The following is a 19366-nucleotide window of genomic DNA, read 5'->3' as shown; positions in this document are numbered from 1 at the left end:
CTGCGCTACTTCGCCCTCAACGGCACCGACCACCGCACCCACGCCGAACAGAACGCCGCCATCGCCTCGTTCATCCGCTGGCGCAACGCCCGAGCGAGACCCAAGACCGGCTTCGCCACCGACTCACCCATCCGCACCTGGACCCATTACCCCGCCAAGGCTGCGTGACAAGCCACTAGTTGCATAGGATTACCTGATGCTTGGGCAAGAGCAACGATACGATCTCGCTGTGTCCTTCGCCGGGGCACAGCGGTCATTGGCGGAGAGGTTCGTCCGTGAGTGCGAGTCGCTGGGGCTGGTCGTCTTCTACGACAAGAACGTCACTGCGGAGATGTGGGGCCGCAACTTCATCACGGAGTTCCGTCGAATCTACGGCGGCGAGTTGACCCGGTACGTCGTCCCGTTCTTGTCGGTGGAGTACTTCGCGGGCGCCTACCCGATGGACGAGTTCGTCGCCGCCATCACCTACGCCATTCAGCGCAGACATGACCCGTACCTGTTGCCGATCACGGTCGGTGACGTAGCAGTCCCAGAGAGTTTGCTGCAGTCCTCGATCGGCTACCTCCGCGCAGAGGACTACTCTATGGAGCAGCTTGCGCAGATTACCGTCAAGCGCGTGGGTGGCGCCGCTCCCGTGAGCGTTGGAGCGCCAGTCAGAGCGGTTCGTTTGCCGAGAGTGGCGCCGGCCGAGTTCGGCCGGCTCGACACTCTCGAGGCGGGGCTGGTCAGACTCGGCGAACGGTTTCGCCAGGCCGCACCTTCGCTCGCACGCTTCGGGTACGTTTGCCACGTCCGCACCGGAGACACATCTCTCGATGTTCGCATCGAGGCGCACGGCCGCCGGGCTTACGGGTTGAAGGTCCAACTGCAAGACTGGTTGGGTGACGATCAGTTGACGATGGCCTACGGCTGGCCCACGCCCCCGATCAGCGGCATCAACGCGTGGGCTGCTGCGGAATGGGACGCTGAAGCCGCTGAGGGCCGGTTCAGGTACAGTGATTTCGATCGCACGAGCCCGGATCGACTGTTGTCGGCCGACGAGCTCTTCGACACCCTCTGGCAGAACATCATCGAATACATCGAGCAGACACACGGTCGTGGGTTCTGAGCTTTGAGACCGTGTGTCTGCGAGGCGGAGGTTCAATCGACTGGCGGCGGGAAGTCGAACGGCTCGTCCACGTCGGGTTTGTCCGCCTTCTCCGCAGCGGCGATCAGCGCCGTGACCTCGTCGGGATCGCTGATGTGATCCCGCAGAGCGTGCTCGTCCGCGTCGAGAATCGCCCTGGCGCTGTCGAAGCCGTCCCGCGCGAGGTCCAGGAGGACCTCCCGGTCGAGAGGAGAGGGGAGGTGCCGCAACACGGCCACCAAGCCGGCGGGAACGCCGAGTTCGAGTTGTGCGGGCAGGATCTCGGGAAGGGGGCCGAGGTCGGGGCCGCGGTGGACGACCATCGCGATGTCGAGGACAGCCTCGATGACATCGCTCGTCCGCCGCGCGGCCTGTTCCACCGGACCGGTGTTGGTCACTTCGACGTACTGGTGCTCCACAAGCTCCCTTTCGATCATCGGGAGTGACACGCCCTGGCTCCAGCGAAGGCAGGCGAGGCTCCGCCGGGCACGTAGCGCGCCAGGGCTCTGCGGCTCGTAGTCGCCGAGGAGTCGGTCCAACAGCGGTTCGGCGATGTTCTGCTGCCGCAGCTTCTGTCGCAGTGTCTGCCACTCCTTGCGCCAGTTTCCCCTGGGGAGTGAAAAGCGCACGTCCACAAGCTCCTCGGTGAGTTGTGCGGCCGCGATCAGGGTCATTCTGGTCAGCTGGGTGGCGCGCACCGCACGAAGTGCTCGGGCGATGACGATGACCGAGTCGACGCTGAGGCCACTGCGGACGGCGACCTTTCCCAGCGCCGTGAGTGCGTAGCCACCGTCGGTCGAGCTGATCAGCCCTTCTCTGTCAAGGTGAGCCATTGCGCTGGCGATCTGACCTGCCGTGAAAGAGTGCGTCGAGAGCCCGACATTGTTCAGGTGTGCGGCGAAAGTCCACGTCAGGAAGGCGTTGACATGCGCCGCCGAGATGGTCTTCAGGTCGGCGGCAGGGCCGGCGAAGGAAAAGAGGATCAGTGAACGCAGGTCGTGCCTGGGTAGCGCGGACCGCACCGGCTCGGGAACAGCCGTGATGTAGTTGCCCCACTTCCGCTCCGCGTCAATGGGTCCGTCCGCGAGGACGATGGCTCGGCCCCAGGGGCCGTTACCGGTCCGGCCCGCACGTCCAGCCATGTTCCGGTACTCCGCCACGGTGTACGGCCTCTCGGGTTCGCCGGGGTGGTGGAGCCGGTGAATCACGACGGAGTCTGCGGCGAGGTTCAACCCTTGTGAAAGCGTGCTCGTCGCGACGATGACGCGGACCTCGCTGTCGCGGACCCTGAATGTGCGCTCGACCACCCGCCGAGCGCTCTCCCCGAGGTCGGAGATGTGGAAGGCGACTCCACCCTTCAGACACCGCAAGAGTTCCTCGACCAGTCGACCGCGGCCCGGTCCGCTGAGGGCGGTGATCGTGTCGGAGGCGGCGGGACGATCGAGTGCGCCTGCGAGTTCACTGGCGAATCGGATAGCTTCATGGCGCGTGGCCGTGAACACGATCACTTGGTCGCCGGCATCGACTAGTGCGCGCACCACCCGCAACGACAAAGCGCTTCCGTCAACCGCCAGAGCGAGCTGGTCGACCTGTTCGTACCCGTTCTCGTCGAGATGTCGGTATGCGCCTTCGTCGGTGACGACGCCCTCCAGCAGCGGGACATCTCGGCGCGTGGTCGCCACCAGCTCCGCGCCGAGCCATTGCGCGAGTTCCTCTGGCTCGCCGAGCACGGCGGACAGACCGACGACCTGCGGTACCGACGCGGTGCGGCGGCGGAGCCTGATCCACGTCAGCAGCAGCTCCAGGCCGGGACCGCGGTCGGGCAACGTCAATGTGTGGATCTCGTCGATCACGAGCACGTTGGTCCTCGAAACGAGCTCCGGGAGGCTCGAAAGGATTCCGATGTACTTCTCGTAGGTCAGGATCGCGATGTCGAAATCACCCAGGACGAACGTTCGTGTCTGGTCGCGCAGCTCACCAGTGACCCTGACGATGCGGACCCCTGCCGGGGTGTAGGTCTCTTGGAAGCGGTCGTACTGCTCGTTCACCAGTGCGCGTGTGGGGAGGAGGAAGACCGCTCGACCGCCGTTCGCGACGGCGCGCAGCGCGGCGAGCTCGCCGATCAGCGTCTTGCCCGCCGAGGTCGGTGCGCTGACCAGCACGTTGCTCCCGCGGAGAACGCCGGCGTCGTTGATCGCCCGCAGTTGGAGGTCGTTCAGGCGTGAGTAGCGTCTTCTCCATTCGGCGATCACTCGGCCGGACAAGCGTTGGCTAGGTAATCCCAAATTGGCGAGTGAGGAGAATGCCGGTGTGGCACGGCGGGGAGTGGTGTCCTCGCCGATCGCCCAAGAATTCCGCCCGGGGATGAGGATCGGCAACGAGATGTGTGTCATCCTACCGGTGACCACCGGGATCTGCGGTGACTTGCCGGGCTTCGGGGGGTGCAGACGAAGTTTGCCCGCGACATGGTCGGCCAATTTCAGCAGAGAAATGCGGTTACCGTCGCGGACCGCGGCGTGACCGCGCAGGCCCTCCAGCAGGTAGTGGGTGAGCAGTCCGTGCCGGAACTCGCCGCTTTCGCGCGCCTCTTGGTCGGCTTCGGCGGCGGCGATGACGAGGATCCCACTCCCGGCGACCGACTCGAACACCGCGCCTGGTCCACGCAAGGTGTTGTCGTGCTCGGCCTCCCGCAGCACCTTGGCTCCTGCCCGGCCGGAGAAACAGCAGTCCAGCACCAGGATGACCACCTGTGCCCTGATCTCGCGGACCAGGTCGAACAGCGCATCGAGGCTGAGCGCGGTCTCCGCGAGCCGCTCCGGTTCGGCGTCCCTCGTTGCCAAGTAGCCGTCGTGCGTGCCGTGCCCGGAGTACGTGATGACCACGATGTCCTGGTCTGTGCTCAGCGTCCGGAGGTGTCCGATTTCTGTCGTCAATCTGTCCTTGCTCGCCTCTGCGTCGAGTATTAGGGTGGCGTTCTCGTCGAAGGTGTCGAGAAATAGCGCATGGAGGGCCTTCGCGTCTCTCTGTGCGTACCTCAGCTGTCCAAATGAGGGTGACTCATAGTTGTCGATCCCGATGAAGAGGCCATGGAATTTCCGCGTGTCTGTCACGGAACGGCACGATAGTCCAACCCCAACGGCTGCGAGAGCAGGTCGTGCCGCTGTTCCAGTTCAAGGGGATGCTCGAATGGATGCTTGGACCCCACCGGTCGGAGTGGCTGGTGATGATCGGTTGTGGCGAGTTCGTCCCTTCGATGTGCGGCAGCCCGGGCAGACGTGTCCCCAGCGTCGTGCAATGGGGATGAGGCCCGCGCTGCGTGTGGAGTCCGGCGCACCGGCAGTTCGGCACGCGGGAGCGACGACGGCGTTGGGAAAGGTGTTGGACCACGTCGAGCACGACGGCCTCGCCGTGGAGGAGGCGTTGGAGCACTGGCAGCGGTACGCCGAGCGGACACCGCCGCCGATGCTGGTCGGGTGGGTGACGAAGGCCGTACGGCACTACCTCGCCGCATCTGCGCGGATCTCCCGGCATCAGGCCTTTCCGGACGGAACGGCGTTGGCTCCCGTGTCGCGCAACTGGGGCCGTCGCCGGCGGATCGTTGCCGATGACGGTGCGGAAGTGGTGCACGAGGAGGTCGTATCAGGTCGGCGCTTCGAGGGAGACGGAGTTCGGGAGTTGCGATTGCTCCGTACCGGCTCAGTGCAGGACCGATTACGTGATGAAGCCGAGATTGCCTTGGCGGCAGGCGTAGTCGCGAGCGCCTCTCTCGTGTTGAGCGGGATGTGGGAGAAACGGCCGCTGACGCTGAGGTCCGCTCCGACACCGCGATGGGTCCGGGTCGTGGAGATTGGATGCTCGGACGGAACGAGCAACGTCCTCTTCGACAGCACAGCCCAGGAAGCACACGAGCGGTACAAGCGCGACGCGGAAGCGTTGGTGTTCGCCGCAGCAGCGGGAACCGACTACATACCCGGTGCGGACTGCGGAGGTTGCGACTTGATCGGGTTGTGTCCGGAGGTGCCGGTCCGACCCGGTCTGCTCGGAGTGGACGGGAGCAGGCAGCCCCGTCGTTCCTGGTCACTGTCGTCGGGGCGGTCGTTCGACGACTGCCCCGCCCGCCTGGTAGCCGAACGGTTGTTCCTGCCGCGAGAACGTGCGGCGGAGGACAGCGAACACACGCGGCGCGGTCAGGCCGTCCACACGTGGCTTGAACGCTTGCACCGGAGAGTGCCAGTGCGTGCCTGCTCACCGGAAGATGCTCCGCCCGATCCGGACGATTGGGCCGCAGGTCGGTGGACGGTCACAGGGGCGCAGGCGCGGCTTGGCGCGCAGATGATTGCGGATCACGCGCTCACCTGTGCGTTGGACGGCCCTGCTGGACACGTCGAGGCACACCCCGAGCAGCCGGTTGTGGCCTTCGACCCCGCGGCGAACGTGGTGGTGGTGGCGAAGACGGACCTGCTCTACCGGACGGGTGAAACCTGGGCGGTCCGTGAGACGAAGACGGTCTCGGTCCTGGACGAGAGCGACCTACTGGCCCAGTACCCGCAGTTGGCGCTCGCCGTTGTCCTCGTCGCGGAGGACAGCCTCGGTGTCGGTGATCGTGTGCGTGTCGAGCTGGAGCGGCTGACCGCCTCCGGCCCGGTCGTGGCCGAGCTGGATGTCGACGACCCCGAGGTCGTCTCGGCGGCAAGGGCGGTGGTCAAGGGTCGCGTCGAAGACTGGCACGCCGCGCCTGCGCTTACCGCCAGACCCGGAAAAGCCTGCAGGAAATGTCCCTTCGCCCAGTGGTGTCCGGAGAGGAAGGTATGAGCGAGAGCGCGCTGGGGCACCACTACACGGACGAAGCCCGGCAGCGTGTCGTCGCCGCAGCACTGCGGGCCGCCTATGCCTGGTCGGTTCGCCGTGTGCACCGGAACACCGCCATGCGGGAGATCGCCAGGATGACCGGCGTCATCATGGAGGCGCACGGGCCCGGAAGCGGACCGGTGACCCCTGCGGAGCTCGTCGAACGCCTTCACAGGCCACTCGGCGGGTTGCTGGCCGGTGTGTGGGGACAGTCGACCGAACTCGCCGATGTCGTTCTCCTCGACCGAGAGGGTCGGCTCAGCGAAGAAGCCTACGACCTCGTGAGCGAGCACGTGGTGCCGCTGAATGGCTCCACCGCCACGCAACCCTGGCTGCCGACATGGGTCACAATGCACTCCGACCAGATCCGGCAGCTGGTGTTCACGACGATGGTCGCCACCACGAAGCAGGACGAGTACGTCGCCTCCCGGAAGTTCCTGGTCCAGCACCCGGCTGGTGGGGAGCAGGAGCTGGTCGAGCTGCGTGATCGGAACGGTGGAGTCCGGCTGGCGCGAGGCGGCTACCGGAACATTCCCGAGGAGCAGATCTACCGGGGCTCTGACGGTCGGCGGTGGTGGTGGCCTTGCCCGGACTGCAAGTGGCCGATGACGGTGTCCTCGACCGGAGCGGTGCGGTGCCGTTACCGACCTCACAGCGCTGTGTTCGATCTCCTGACGGGCACCCGGCCAGAGCTGCGTCGACGAGATGGCGGACCACGCGTTCCCCGGCCGGTCGGCCAGTCGGCCGACGGCGCGAAATGCGTGGACGACGGCGTCTGGCGTTTCGTGGTCGTGCCCGGGGCGAGCGAGCTTAGGGTTGCGGCCGCCGCTGAGCGCGCGGGGGCGAAGGTGCAGCTCTGGCCGCTTCTCGACCGCTTCGACCTGCTGGTGGAGGCCGGTGATGAGAAGTTCGCGGTCGACCTGAAGGAGTGCCTGTCCCTTGGTTCCCTGATCGATCGACTGAGGACGAGACCGCCCAGTGCGCGCGTCCTGCTGCCGAAGTCGTGCGAGTGGCAACTGGAACCGTTGACGGCCGCTCTACCAGGACTCGCCGTCACCACCGAGACGAAGTTCCTGACGCAGGTTCGCGCTGCGGTGAGGAAGGTGCGATGACGACGAAGGGCAAGGTGCTTCCCCGCATCATCGCCGCCGCGATCGGCCTGGCCGCAAGGCACTTCCCGGAAGACGCCGAGGACGGCGGTGTGACCGTTACAAGAGATCACGTGCTGTACGTGTTGGACGGGCACATCACGGACTGGGACCGGTGGCCGCTGCTGGCCGAGACGGATGCTCTGAGGTTCGCGAAGTTGCTGCGGATGCGCACGAACCAGCTCGCCAACGCGGACATGGCTCACCGAGTGCTCGATGAGCATCTGCTCGGTGGCCGGGTTCCCGGCTGCGTTCCTGCCGACGGCTACGCCGTCATGAAGAACCCCCGCATCGTGGTCAACCCCGGCATGCCGTTGACGGCCTTCGTCGACCAAACCCTGACCGAGCTCGACCAGTTGTCCGTGGCGAACCGCAAGCCCCTTCCGCCAGCGAGTAAGGGCGACTACACGACAACGACACGGATCATTGGCGTCGATGGAACCGACCAGACCTACGTGGACTTCCACTACCGCATCCAAGCCCATCACGAGGAACCCGTCGGTCCGCTGCCCGTGATCGGCGACGCTCCCCGGTGCGATCACCTGGTCGTGCCGTTCGCCGACCTTGAGAACATCGCCGCCCGCCTCGACAAGCTGTTGGACGAGGTGTCCTCCGGTGGTTACCGCGTCAAGTCGGTCCAGCGGTTCCAGCAGCAGGTGCGCAACCGCGCCGGTGACGAGGTCGAAGAACTCGACCTGAGCGCGGGCGAGGTGAACGAACTGCTGGCCTACACCGGCTTCGGCAAGTCCGTCGTGATGATCGAGAGCTTCGCGTGCTGGGCGGTGGAGAAGGACATCCCCGTGGCGTTCGTGTTGCCGACCAATGCGGATGTCGTCAAAGCGACTCATCAGATCGGCCAGGCGATCGACGCGCTCGGCCACAATACGGCCTCGGTTGTCCCCCTCGTCTCACCACGATCCTTGATCAAGGTGGCGGAGACGGCGGCGGCACGCGCGTCGGACGACGGCGGGCCCACGGCTGACTGGATCTGGGAACGATTCGGCTACGGCTGCGCACTGGCGGCGATCGCCTCCAACGAGAAGTCCGTTGACGGTTGGGTGCCCGGCCGCGAACCGTGTGCGACGTTGCGGCAACCTGTGCCGAACCGCAAGGACAAGACAGTGTCCTGCCCCTGGCGGACGACATGCGGTCGCTACCGAGCGGCGCGGGAGGCCTGCACCGCCGGCGTGATCGTGACCTCGCACGCCAATCTCCAGCTCGGGATGCTGCAGACCCCGGTGGATGACGGCCGCGGGCGCAACGACAGGGTAACTGTGGAGGAGTTGTTGCTGCGACGGTGCCAGGTCGTCGTTATTGACGAGATCGACGCCTTCCAGCGGACGATGATCGAGCAGTCCGGCCGCGGCCTCGTGCTCGACCACGGTGGGCGGACCAACACACCCTTGCGGAGGCTGGACCAAGACTTCGGCGCGGCGTTCGGAATGCTCAGCGATGAGGTCGACGCAAGCGTCCGCGACGCCTACTTCATGCTGCGGTACCTTGCGGAAACCTACGTCAGCCACCTGCGGTACGAGCGACTAGGGGCCACGAGCACGAACAAGAAGGTCAGGCGACGGCCTCTCGGCCCCGGCCGACAATGGATCGTGCCCCAGCGCTGGGACAACCAACTGGCCAACCAGTTGTTCGGGCAGCCGGTGGACGCCGATCCCACCGACGAGCAGATGCGCTTGTACCGGTCAGTGTTCCCAGACCAGCCGGAACCCCTGCCGGGAGACCCGGCCAAGTACCTCGAGACCCGCGAGCTGTTGAGCAAGGTCGTCACCAGCGGCCTGGGCGGACGAGCCATCGCTGATGCGAGGGCGGAGCTGCCCGAGTTCTTCGACCAGGTCGCAGGCGATGACCAGGCGCGTGTGGCGAACCTCGTCCTGCGCAGGACGATTCTCGAGCGCATCAGGCGATCGTTGCACAGCTTGATGGCGAACAACGCGCAGCTGGTCGACATCGGCGTTGAGTCGGCTCAAGACATCGCCGACGCTCTCGGGACCTACGGCAGGTGGCGCGCCATGCCGACGGGACCGTTGGGGCGCCTTGTGTTCGCGTTCACCGAGTACTACGACGACGGCGGCGATGAACCGGCACAGCTCTCGACCGCCGCGTTCGGTGGCGATCCGCACCTCTACGCGATCAGCCTCGGCGAGGTTACGGCGCTGGCGCACTCCGGAAAGAGGCGGATCGTGCTGGGAATGTCAGCCACATCCTACTTTCCTCACGCTCCCCACAGCCATGTTCACGTGCAACCCAAGTGGTGGGTGGCCGACGCCGGCGATGACGAACCCGAAGGCGGCAGGAAGGTGACCGTCGTAGCGGAAAGGGTGACAGACAAAGCAGGGTGCGTGCTCAAGGTGTCAGGACTGGACGGCCTGGATCGGGCCGACGCGTTGCAGCAGATGACCACGTTGCTGTGGCCCAAACTGGACGATGAACTGCGGGCGCTGACGGCAAAGGACGAGGACCGTGCCAGGGTGCTGCTGGCCACCACCTCTTACGACGGGGCACGACAAGCTGCTCAAGGGCTGGCCGACGCGGGCGTACCCGCCGCACGCATCTGTCTGGCCAGGCGACCCCGCGGCGAGCGGGACTCTGGCTCTGCACTTCCAACGGGACAGTGGTGGGAGCTTCCCGCCGACAGGTTGGAGAGCTTCCCCGCCATCGAAGGGGCCGACATCCTGATCGCACCGCTCGCTCGAGTGCAGCGCGGGGTGAACATCATCGGTTCCGGAGACCGTTCAGCCCTTGGTTCTGTGTGGTTGCTCGTCCGGCCCATTCCGCTCATCGACGAGCCCGCCGAGTTGCTCGCACACATCCAGGCCAGGGCGCTGACCTGCCACCGTGGCCCGGCAGGTGATCCTCTCGGCCTTTTGGAGCAGAGGCGCAAGACCGCGGGCAACTACTTCGAGCAGATCGTTCGGAGGCCGCCCTACTTCCGTTCTCAGCCCAGGGAAGTGAAGCTCGGCGTGGCGGCCGAGATCATCGTCGGCGCGATCCAACTCATCGGGCGAGCACGGCGGGGTGGCACTTCCGCCGTGCTGCACCTCGTGGACGGCGCGTTCACCGATGGCTCAGCGGGCACGAGCTTCGCATCACTGATCACCGCCCTGCGGGACGAGTGGAGAGCCAGTGGTGAGCTCGGCGCCATGGAGGAGTACTACGGCAGAACACTGCAGGCCTTCCTGGACTTCGCGGACCGACCGCATACTGGAGATGCGTCTTGCTGATCAGCCTTGCCTATCGAGTGCCTGCCGCGTGCCTGAACGAGGTCTTCGGTGCGGTGACCGCCTATCCGCTCACGGAGGAGTTCCTTCAAGCGTGGGAGAAGTTGCCGCGCATAGATCGTGCGTGGGGGCCTCCGTACGCGAGCCTCGCCCGCGGTCTCTCCGCGGCCACTGGTAGGCCAGTGACCCTATTCGATGCGTACGACCTCGATGAAACCGATCGTGCGAACGGCCAACGCATGCTGCTGCTCACCGATGACGGGGCGCTGGACTACCGGTTGCGAGTCGCGATGAACGCTTGGGAGCGCCATGTCCGACGCGGAGTCGACGTGTCGACCCTTTCACCACTGCTACCGGAACCCGATCGGGCACGCCCGTTCGCAGAGTTCATACGGCTTCGGGAAGGTGAGGTTCCCGAGGCCCCGAACTGGGTGTTCCGCACGGGGATGTGGCGGATCATGGGCAGCATCTCGAAGCAAGCCCTCGCGATCGACGGTCGCCGCCCTCTTCCGCTGCGAATGGACACCAGTGGTTCGTTGGTGGGCTGGGCAGATGACGATCTCATCGTCAACAGCAAGGGAACCGCCTTCAGCATGTTGCGGATCAGCGGTCGCCTGGTCACCAGGGCCGGCGTCGAAGATCCGGTGCTCTGCTTCGACGCCCACCTGTCCCGGATTTCCAGGAGCGGCAGTTGGTCGAACAACGTGTGGATCGAACCGGCCGATGCCGACCTGCCGATCCTCCACCTGCCCATGAAGTACCGAGTGGGCGAAGGGACCGACGTCGGCCGCGTGACGTTGGACCCCGCAATCGCGACGATCTACGAGGCGTGCGGACTCGACCCGCTGGACGTTCCGGAGGAGCTGCCGGCCCGGCCCGGCAGGTTCCGGCCCCAGCTGTGGCGCAGCAGCTACCACACGTTGGGCAGTGGTCCTGGCCCGCGTCTACTGCTGCGGTTGCACGAACACATTACGACAACGCTGCCCCAGTTGGTGCCGTTGCGGTATCCGATCGACAAGGCCATCACCCTCACGAGGCGGACCCGGAAGTACCCGAAGGGTGGTTTGCCCGTCGCAGGTGTCGGGCCGAGCGGCTATAAGCGTGTCACGATCGCCTGCGTGTACCGCACCACCGATGCGCGGCAACGGATGCTCGCCGAGCTCGAGGAACTCACCGGGGTCTCTCTCGCGCCTCAACACGGCGAACCTCCGGTCGCTGTGAACGAGCGGCTGGACGTCGTCGCGTGTCATTGTCCGGAGTTGTTGGATCACAGCACGGTGAACCGAGTGGCCCTGCTCGGGAACCTGCCCCGGAGTGAAGGCGAGGAACATCTCGTCGTTGCTTGGTTGGAAACCGAATTCCATCCGGAGGTCGCGCTCGAACGCGATGCGAAGCCGCACCTGCGCAGGCTCCTGGGGCACTGCGGAATCCTCAGCCAGTTCCTGGCCACGGATCCGCCGGAGCTGCCTGAGCCGCGTACAGCCGCTCAGCGCAAGCACTCCGCGCGAGCGGCCCTGCGGGACCTGCTCAGGGCTGGAGGTGTCCTTGACGGGAGGCTGCTCGCGGCCATTGCCGACCCACAGTTGCCCTCCCCGGTGCACCGTCCTGTCCTGCTGGTCGGTGTGCACGTCCGTGCGCAGCGGGTGGAGCGCGGTAGTGGTCCGCTGGTCGTGACGATGAGCGCGCTCCACGTCGTCCCCGCTGACCTGGGGGCCTGGCGCGTCTTGATGTACAGCGACAAGAACAAGTCCTGGTGTCGGACGGGAGAAGCGATCGCGGGCTTCCACTCCGGTTCGATCGGTACCGCGTGGCTCGGCCGGTCGAAGGAGAAGGTGGACAGGACCCGTGCCGAGATCGAACGGCGGTTGTGTGACCTCGCCATCGGAGAGTTTTCCGACGAGCCGATCGTGGTCTTCGTGGACGGGTCGGCCTCGCGCAAGATCTGGCCAGGGTTGCCGAACACGAGACTTGGCAAGGGGGCCTTGCCGGGCGACGTGTTGCGTGAGAGAGGGAGGGACGTCGCCGTCGTACGTGTGAACGCCGATGTCTCGGAAATCGGCAGGCCGGTGACGCGGGACGAGAAAGCCAACATGCCGCGCGACCGGAGACAACCCGCGGCGCCTGACCGGAAGGTGTACCGACTCGAGGACAGTCACCTGCCGTCCTGGCTCTTCGCGGGCAGATCGAACTTGCTCTCGTCGAAGGGCGGGGATGCCGGCGCGAAGTACACGAGGTGGACGTTGCCGGACGAAGCGAAGTCGGAGTTGCGCAAGCCCTGGCATTCCTACACGGCCAACGAGATCGTCGTGGTGCATCGCGGCTCGTGGACGCCCACTGGCCTGGCCGCGCTGACAGCCAGGCTCTGTGATCAACCGATCGGGTGGGATGGTCGAACGCTTCTCCCCGGCCCACTCCACCTCGCGAGCAGGGTCGACATCGACCACCCCGATTACCGGGTGTCTGGGGAGGACAGAGACTGATCCCGCCTGCTCGGAACCATTGTTCAGGAGCCGGTGAGGGAGGGCCCAGTGCCCATCGTCGTAAGCGCGATTGGCGACCTGCTGTCGTCCTTGACTCCGTGGTGGATGGTGGCCAGCAGTGCGCCAACCGCGTCCTCGGTCAGTTCGTCGACGCAGTAGCGGTCCATGGCGCGGGGCTGCAGGAAGACCGGGATGTTGTCCACCACTTCACCGGGCAGCACAACCGGCAGGAGCTTCTGCTCCCAGAGCTTCCTGTCGCCCTGTAGCCGGTCGCGGATGATGCTGAACTCGCAATGCATACCGGGGTGGTCGTTCCGGTCGATCGTGCCCTCACCGACCGCGCGGCACTTGGGTGAGGCGATGACGATCACGAACTCCGCTTGGTCGATGTTGTCGATCGCCCAGAGATACCAGTCCCTGCGCCGCGGTGCTTCGAATTGGTCGAGGCGGACGTCGATCCCACAATTGATCAGGAGGTTCGCGAAGTCACGGACAAGCTGCTTGTGGTTGTCGTCATCGTGCGTGTAGGAGATGAACACCCGCGGACCCGCAGGAGGCAGCGCTCGTGTCGGACGCTCCGCGCTGTGCACCTTCCGCGCGGATAGGGGTGAAGGCAGAGCCGGGACTTCCAACCGGAGGTCCACCGGTTCCAGGGAGGGCAGGACGTTCCAGTCGGGCGCCGGGCACAGGTCGAAGCGCAGGCCCGCGGTGAGGTCCAGGTGTGTGACGTCCTTCTCGACCAGGACGACGAGCCACCCGGCCCGCGAACCCGGTCGCACACCGGCTCCGGGCGGCGGTACGTGCCGCCACCGGACACCGCCGCTGCCCACGCCGAAAGCGTGGATCGTCTCGCTGGCCGTCGGCAGGTACACGGCGGGGGGTGACCCCGTTTGTGGCCGACACGAAGTTGAGGTGTTCGTTCACCACGTACGACGTCGAAGCTTGCGTTGCCTGGGCGTGGTGGGGAACCGCGTCCACCACGTAGCCGGTCCGCAGTTCCACTCCGAACTCGAACCAGTTCAGCTCCGGGGCGTTCGGCGTGAGCTCGAGTTCGTAGTTGAGCTTGACCAGATAAGCGTTCATCCCCAAGAACTGTCCTGGCGGAACGGGAACCGGGTGCACCTGCCAGCCGTGCACCCGGACGGCTCCGGTTCGGACCGTACTCGGCGCGGTACCGAACCTCTTGCTGTCCTGGTCCAAGACCGCTAGTTCGATCGTGACGCCCGGCGTTGAATCCACTCGTGCACCTTGTCTGCTCGACGTGCTGATCCAGGGGGAGCTCGAGTCGTGCCTGACAACCGAGCTTCGAGAGACGCCATGCCACGGCGAGAGTTCAAGAATAGCTGATACGGGTCGACTCGGGCCGCGACACCGCGATCGCAACCACCTCAGCCGCGACAGCGGTTACCACGGCGCCTGCTCCGTGACCCGGCGGCCGGCCTGCTCCATGAACACAAGGACCGGGCTGGAGGTCTCGATGTCGAGGACGAGGACTTCTCGGCGGAAGCGACGGCAGCCGAGGTCTGACAGCAGCCGGAGTCGGTGAGAGACGTCGGTGGGCACAAGTCCGGGACAGACGACAGGCGTCACTCACTGCGTGTGACGATCAGTTCGGCCACCTCCGCAGGGCACTCGCGGCGGGTTCTCAGCCTGGCCGCCCGTCCGTTGTCCAGGGCGAGGAAGGTTTGCGCGATGGCCAGCTGGACGGCTAGTGCGATCTTGGGCAGTCCGAAGACTTCCTCCAGCCAGGACAAGGCGTCGGGGTCTCGGCTGGCGATGCTGCGGAGCAAGTCCTCCATCGTGTGTGCCATCTTCCGACCGAAGTGGTTCGGGTCCAGGTCGCGCAGTACCTCGGTGATCAGGTCGCGGACCTGCCGCCCCGGCAGCCTTCGTGCCATCAACGTCCCGGACAGTGTCGTCATGTCGCGGAGCGCCGCCGAGTGGTCGCTCGTGCTGCCGTCACTCAGCGTCCGCAAGTCCGCGGGCAGGCGTGAGCGCGCGAGGGAGAAGACAGTCAGCACGGTCGCGGGCGGCAACGGCTGTTGATCGTCGAGGTGGATCAGCAGTCGCAGGAGTGCTCGCCACAGCTTGCTGTGCTCCTTTGCCGCCACCGCGTTGCGCATGCGGTCGACGACCACTTCGGTCGCGAACGGGGCAGAGTCGAGTCCTACCAGGAACTCGGCAAGGACCTCCGCGGCGTAGGTGTGCCGAGTTCGGAGCAGTTGGTACATCCAGCTCGTCAGCTCGGGATTCGGGTCGTGGACATCTTCGGTGATCGTCTTCACGATGCCCTTGACGAGGTTCGCACTGGGGTCGGTCAGGACCCGCGCGGTGACCCAGTCCCGTGCGGCCGTGTCGGTGTCGACGACCCTGGCTTCGAGTCGTGCTCGGTACTGCGCGGCGCCGTTGTCCGCGACGAGCTCGCGCAGGTCGTTCAGCAGGGCGGTCAACACGGCATGAGAGGTGGACCCGACCCAGGTTGCCACCAGGGAACCCCTGGCGTTGACCGGGAGCTCCGCCCACCCCTTGATCTCGTCCAGGAGGGCCCGGTGTGCCGTCAGGTCGTCGGCGGCGAGCACCACCAACGTCGGCCACACGGCGCGGGGCACGCGGTCCTTCGCAGGCGCGAGCCACTGGGCCAGCGTCGTTCGCGTCGCGGGGTCCACCAGTACTGCGATCCGCCTGATGCACTTGCAGACCGGGGTCAGGGCGACCGCGTCGGTGGGGAGGGCGGCGTGCGCCAGTCGGTCCGCGATCCAGTCCGGTCGCCGCACCGCGATCATCGCGAGAGCCTCCACATGGCGTGCGGTCGCCCGTGTGGCACCGGTCAGCACGTCGTCCACGACCTCCCCGGTGACGGCCCGGTCGTCCAGGGCCATGTGCACGACGGTCATGAGCTGACCGTGTTCCCAGTCCCGCGCCAGCCTGTCGGCCAGCAGGTCGCGCCAATCCGACCAGCTCCGTGCGGCGCCTACCCCAGGCGATCGCCAGAACCGGCCTACCAGCTCGACGAGTTCGTCTTCCGGCAGTGGCGGGCACCTGAGGGTCAAAGCGACGGCGGCCAAGGCGGTGATGTCCTCGTCCGAGGGCTCGGCGACCATGTGCGCCCGCAGACAGGCCCGGCGTGCCAGTGGTCCGAACCGCTGGTACTCCAGCCGCAGGTAGGCGGTGACCTCGGCGGGGACCTGAGGGTCGACGAATGGCCGCAGCACCCTCTCGGAATAGGAGTCGTGGACGGCGTGCCCCAGCGTCGTCCTCAAGCCCAGCAGCGTTTCCACGGTCGCACGCAACCACGTCAGCGCGGATGGGGACATCACCGCCACGATGCAGCTCATCGCCACGTCGCCGAGCAGCGTCGGATGCTCGCGCAACGCCCACAGCGCGGCGTCGAACACCGCGGGACGGTGGCGGAGAGGCACGTCGTTCAGAGTGGGGAGCACGACACGCATCGACGACGGCCGCTGTCTGATTTCGGCCAACGCCTCGGGGAGCAGCCCGTCCTCGGCTCGCTGCACCGCACCGAGCACGCGGGCCTTCGCGCTCTCCGGGGAGCCGGAGGGCAGCGCCGCCACCAACGCCTGGTAGTCGTCGAGGGCAACGGCCTGCAGCAGCAGAGTCCTGGCCAGTGGCCAGAGGTTCGTGTGGTCGCCGGCGAGTCGGGCGACGAGGTTGGCTACTTCGTCGGAGTCGACCCCGAGCCCGAGCAACCACCGACCGTGCGCGTACTCGGCGAAAGTCTGGTGGAAGAACTCCCACGACCTCCCGAGGTCGCGCAGCACGCCTTCGCTGGCGAGCAGTCTCAGGCCCTTGAGCGCTCCTGGGGAGAGCCGGCCCTTGGATACGCGCAACCGTATGGTGCCGTCCCGGGTGATGACGTGCTCGGCCACGTGGAGGGCGGCGAACTCCTTGGCGTCACCCTCGACGGTACCCGCGACTCCCGCGTACCTGCGCACACGGGCATCCCAGTATGCGTTGTACAGGCCGGTGACGGTCAGGTCCTCGGGGACACGTCCCAGCTCGCCGAACGCCTGACAGGTCAGCGCCAGGCGCACCGGGAGCGCGCACACGTCCCGCAACGACCCCGTTCGCGCGACACCACCTTCGAGGGAGAGGAGGAACGCTTCGTGGTCACTGCGCTCACCGTCGCGGTCGGCGAGGTGGCCGCGGGCCCAGGCGACGATCTCGGCTTCGTCCAGCGGCGGGAGCGAGAACTGGGTCACCCGGTTGGCGAGTCGGGGTGCGCTGATGCCGACGTCGCCGAAGTAGGTGTCGAACTCGTGCGTGCGACAGGTGAAGACGACGTCGCCGATGGCCAGCGCCTCGCCGATCGTGTCCACCAAAGGCGCGAGTGTGTGCTGGTCCACCAGCAGGTCGAGCGTGTCCAGCAGCAGGGTCACGGGTCCATGCCGATCGCGGACGGCCCGCAGCAGCGCCAACAGACCGGTCCGGCCGTAGGTGCGGTGCGCCGCGACGCCGAGGGCCTGGTCGACGGCCTGCTCATCCGGGGACGAGCCCAGGGTTACGCTCGCGGCCGACACCAGCACGGCAGCGCCGGCCTCGGCCTCAATGCGGTCGAGCAACTGTCCGAGCAGCACGGACTTGCCGATGCCGCCCTCACCGACGAGGGCGAGCGCCTGGCTCTTGCCGCCGATCCGGGCTCGTTCGGCCCTGCGGCTCAGGGCTGCCTCCAGCAGTGGTGTCCGGGCGACCGGGTTCAGCGTGCGTGGCGCGAGGGAGTCGCGGTCCTGTGCCACGACCCGCGGGAGTTCGGGACCGCGGTACGTGCCGAGCGGGGGCGTCACCGCCTGCGCTACGCCGTGGAGGTGGGCGAGCAGGTAGGCAAGACCCTCGTCCTCGCCGCTGATGGCGCCGATCTCGTAGCGCGTGGTGTGGTGCGGGGTGAGGAACTCGGGGATGTCGGCGATCGACCGCCCCGGCAGCACGACGGGCAGGATTCGACGGGTCCACTCGGGCCGGTTCGCGGTCAACCGATCGCGCAGGATCGCGGCTTCGAAGCGGGCCCCGTGGCCGACCTCAGGGTGAGCTGTGCCCTCCGCCCGCTCCCGATAGGCCTGCGAGGCCACCACCAGCACGAACTCGTGGTCCAGGTGCTCCAGCGCCCACAACGACCAATCCTTGCGGCCGTCGTCGTCCCACTGGTCGAGGATCACCGCTACGCCGTTTTCGACGAGGATTTCGCAGAGAGCACGCACTTGGTCCTTGTGCTCGATCGACTCCTGGGCGTAGGACGCGAAAGCGCGGGGTGTTGCCTTCGGCTCTGCCGACATCCGCTGGCATCCCTCACCTTGTCAAGCAGTGGTCCTGGTACAATGTACCGACCGGGTGGCCGGCCGGCCACCGGCACGCGTTTCGTGAGTCGAGGGCGGCACTCCTCGGTCGAGCCGTCCCGTGGACGATTGCGGGACAGATCGACGTCAATTCGTTCGGCACCGCCTGTCGTTGTCTCGGATTGGTAGCCTTTGATGAGCGCATAGTGCCAATTGCGGCGTGCCGCGGGACAACGAGGGGCATGATCGTGGCCGACCGTTCGCCTTCCGTCTTCGTCTCGTACACGGACGACTTGGCGTCACACAAGCAGGCCGTGCTCGAGTTTTCCAGGGTTCTTGTGTCCAGGCAGGTGGAAGTGTGCCTCGACCAGTGGTACGAGGGCAGGCGGCAGGACTGGTACAAGTGGATGCTCAACGAGATCCCCAAAGCGGATTTCGTCCTGGCGATCGCGTCGTCCGCGTGAGGTCCGCGACCAGTGGCAGGGTTGATCTCGTGCCCGGTGGTGACGTAGTCGCCGCCGAGCATGAGAGGCATCGGTGGTCGAGTCAGTCAGAGCACGTCGATTACCCGAGGATGAGGCCACAGGCTGCTGCAACACACGCGTCGTGGTAAGCAGGGGTTCATCCGGATGTGTCGGGCGATGGCCATCCTCGCCTCGTCGTCGGGAACGTCCGCACAGAGTCCCGAGAGGGGCAACGGGTCCTGCAGGGATCGCGATGGTCGAATCTTATCGATAGAGTTGTGATGAATTGTTCCCGGGTTAGCTGCACATGGATTTTTCTGATGTGCCGTCTCGTTGACCCTCGATCGGGCACAGTGTTCCTGTGTTCGGTTTCAGGAACAGGCGGTCAAGCCGCAATTCGGCGGATCACGTGGTCGGTGCGGTGATCCAGGCGGGCCACGTCGATGAGCTCCACGTGCACAGGTCGCCGGCGGCGGCGTACGCGGTCACTCCGTTCGTGCCGGTCGTGGCAGGTACTGGGATCTGGGCCAAGGCGCCGAGCGAACTGTTGAAGGCTGAGCAGGCTGAGGTGCCGTTCACCGGGCGTGACTCGGAATTGGCCGACTTGGGGGCGTGGCGGGACGCGTTCGGTGAGGCCGACATCCGGTTGCTGCACGGGCGTGGCGGGATGGGTAAGACGCGCACGGGACTTGACCCTGGATGTTGGACACCAGACACACTTGGATCCTGACGATCCGGGTGGACAGGAGTCCCGTTCAGATGGTGATGAAGCACTATCC

Annotated in this window: 10 protein-coding genes; 7 read left to right on the top strand and 3 right to left on the bottom strand. The window is 66.3% G+C overall.

Annotated features, from left to right (window positions below; genetic code table 11):
• Nucleotides 1–229: 229 nt before the first annotated feature.
• A complete protein-coding gene (locus ACIQMJ_RS40635) occupies nt 230–1108 on the top strand; it encodes a hypothetical protein (RefSeq protein ID WP_499766352.1) in 879 nt (292 codons plus the stop codon).
• A 32-nt stretch (nt 1109–1140) separates the two neighbouring features.
• Here ACIQMJ_RS40635 and ACIQMJ_RS40630 read toward each other — a convergent pair whose 3' ends face one another.
• Nucleotides 1141–4236, bottom strand: coding sequence for a DEAD/DEAH box helicase (locus tag ACIQMJ_RS40630; RefSeq protein WP_499766351.1), 3096 nt, complete (start codon nt 4234–4236; stop codon nt 1141–1143).
• A 184-nt stretch (nt 4237–4420) separates the two neighbouring features.
• Here ACIQMJ_RS40630 and ACIQMJ_RS40625 point away from each other — a divergent pair, with 184 nt between their 5' ends.
• From ACIQMJ_RS40625 to ACIQMJ_RS40610, 4 genes are read left to right on the top strand one after another with little or no spacing between them, the layout of a single operon-like run.
• Nucleotides 4421–5938 carry a PD-(D/E)XK nuclease family protein gene (locus ACIQMJ_RS40625; protein ID WP_499766350.1) on the top strand — a complete coding sequence of 506 codons (1518 nt, stop codon included), beginning with the start codon at nt 4421–4423 and terminating at the stop codon, nt 5936–5938.
• The gene (locus ACIQMJ_RS40620; RefSeq protein ID WP_499766349.1) at nt 5935–7086 is read left to right on the top strand and encodes a restriction endonuclease-related protein; all 1152 of its coding nucleotides are present in this window, start codon (nt 5935–5937) and stop codon (nt 7084–7086) included. The genes ACIQMJ_RS40625 and ACIQMJ_RS40620 overlap by 4 nt, the downstream gene beginning before the upstream one ends.
• Nucleotides 7083–10358, top strand: a complete 3276-nt coding sequence (locus tag ACIQMJ_RS40615; RefSeq protein ID WP_499766348.1) for a hypothetical protein — start codon at nt 7083–7085, stop codon at nt 10356–10358. The genes ACIQMJ_RS40620 and ACIQMJ_RS40615 overlap by 4 nt, the downstream gene beginning before the upstream one ends.
• The gene (locus ACIQMJ_RS40610; protein WP_499766347.1) at nt 10352–12835 is read left to right on the top strand and encodes an RNaseH domain-containing protein; all 2484 of its coding nucleotides are present in this window, start codon (nt 10352–10354) and stop codon (nt 12833–12835) included. Before ACIQMJ_RS40615 ends, ACIQMJ_RS40610 begins: the two co-directional genes overlap by 7 nt.
• A gap of 23 nt (nt 12836–12858) precedes the next feature.
• Here the strand turns inward: ACIQMJ_RS40610 and ACIQMJ_RS40605 are convergent, their stop codons facing one another.
• Nucleotides 12859–13707, bottom strand: coding sequence for an SEFIR domain-containing protein (locus tag ACIQMJ_RS40605; RefSeq protein ID WP_499766346.1), 849 nt, complete (start codon nt 13705–13707; stop codon nt 12859–12861).
• A gap of 714 nt (nt 13708–14421) precedes the next feature.
• The gene (locus tag ACIQMJ_RS40600; protein ID WP_499766345.1) at nt 14422–18123 is read right to left on the bottom strand and encodes an SEFIR domain-containing protein; all 3702 of its coding nucleotides are present in this window, start codon (nt 18121–18123) and stop codon (nt 14422–14424) included.
• A gap of 242 nt (nt 18124–18365) precedes the next feature.
• On the opposite strand from ACIQMJ_RS40600, the gene ACIQMJ_RS40595 reads away from it, so the two are divergent.
• Together ACIQMJ_RS40595 and ACIQMJ_RS40590 are read left to right on the top strand one after the other, a co-directional pair.
• The gene (locus ACIQMJ_RS40595) at nt 18366–18587 is read left to right on the top strand and encodes an SEFIR domain-containing protein (RefSeq protein ID WP_499766344.1); all 222 of its coding nucleotides are present in this window, start codon (nt 18366–18368) and stop codon (nt 18585–18587) included.
• Nucleotides 18588–18948: 361 nt separating this feature from the next.
• A complete protein-coding gene (locus ACIQMJ_RS40590; RefSeq protein ID WP_499766343.1) occupies nt 18949–19317 on the top strand; it encodes a hypothetical protein in 369 nt (122 codons plus the stop codon).
• The last annotated feature ends 49 nt before the right edge of the window (nt 19318–19366 follow it).

The organism is Actinosynnema sp. NPDC091369, from assembly GCF_044757065.1.
GTDB lineage: Bacteria > Actinomycetota > Actinomycetes > Mycobacteriales > Pseudonocardiaceae > Actinosynnema.
Note: the sequence above shows the minus strand (reverse complement) of the source record. Positions and strands in the feature narration are given on the sequence as shown.

Coding starts and splice junctions, on each gene's coding strand:
- ACIQMJ_RS40625 (WP_499766350.1), top strand. CDS start 4,421: ATGGGGATGAGGCCCGCGCTGCGTGTGGAGTCCGGCGCACCGGCAGTT.
- ACIQMJ_RS40620 (WP_499766349.1), top strand. CDS start 5,935: ATGAGCGAGAGCGCGCTGGGGCACCACTACACGGACGAAGCCCGGCAG.
- ACIQMJ_RS40615 (WP_499766348.1), top strand. CDS start 7,083: ATGACGACGAAGGGCAAGGTGCTTCCCCGCATCATCGCCGCCGCGATC.
- ACIQMJ_RS40600 (WP_499766345.1), bottom strand. CDS start 18,123: ATGTCGGCAGAGCCGAAGGCAACACCCCGCGCTTTCGCGTCCTACGCC.
- ACIQMJ_RS40595 (WP_499766344.1), top strand. CDS start 18,366: ATGATCGTGGCCGACCGTTCGCCTTCCGTCTTCGTCTCGTACACGGAC.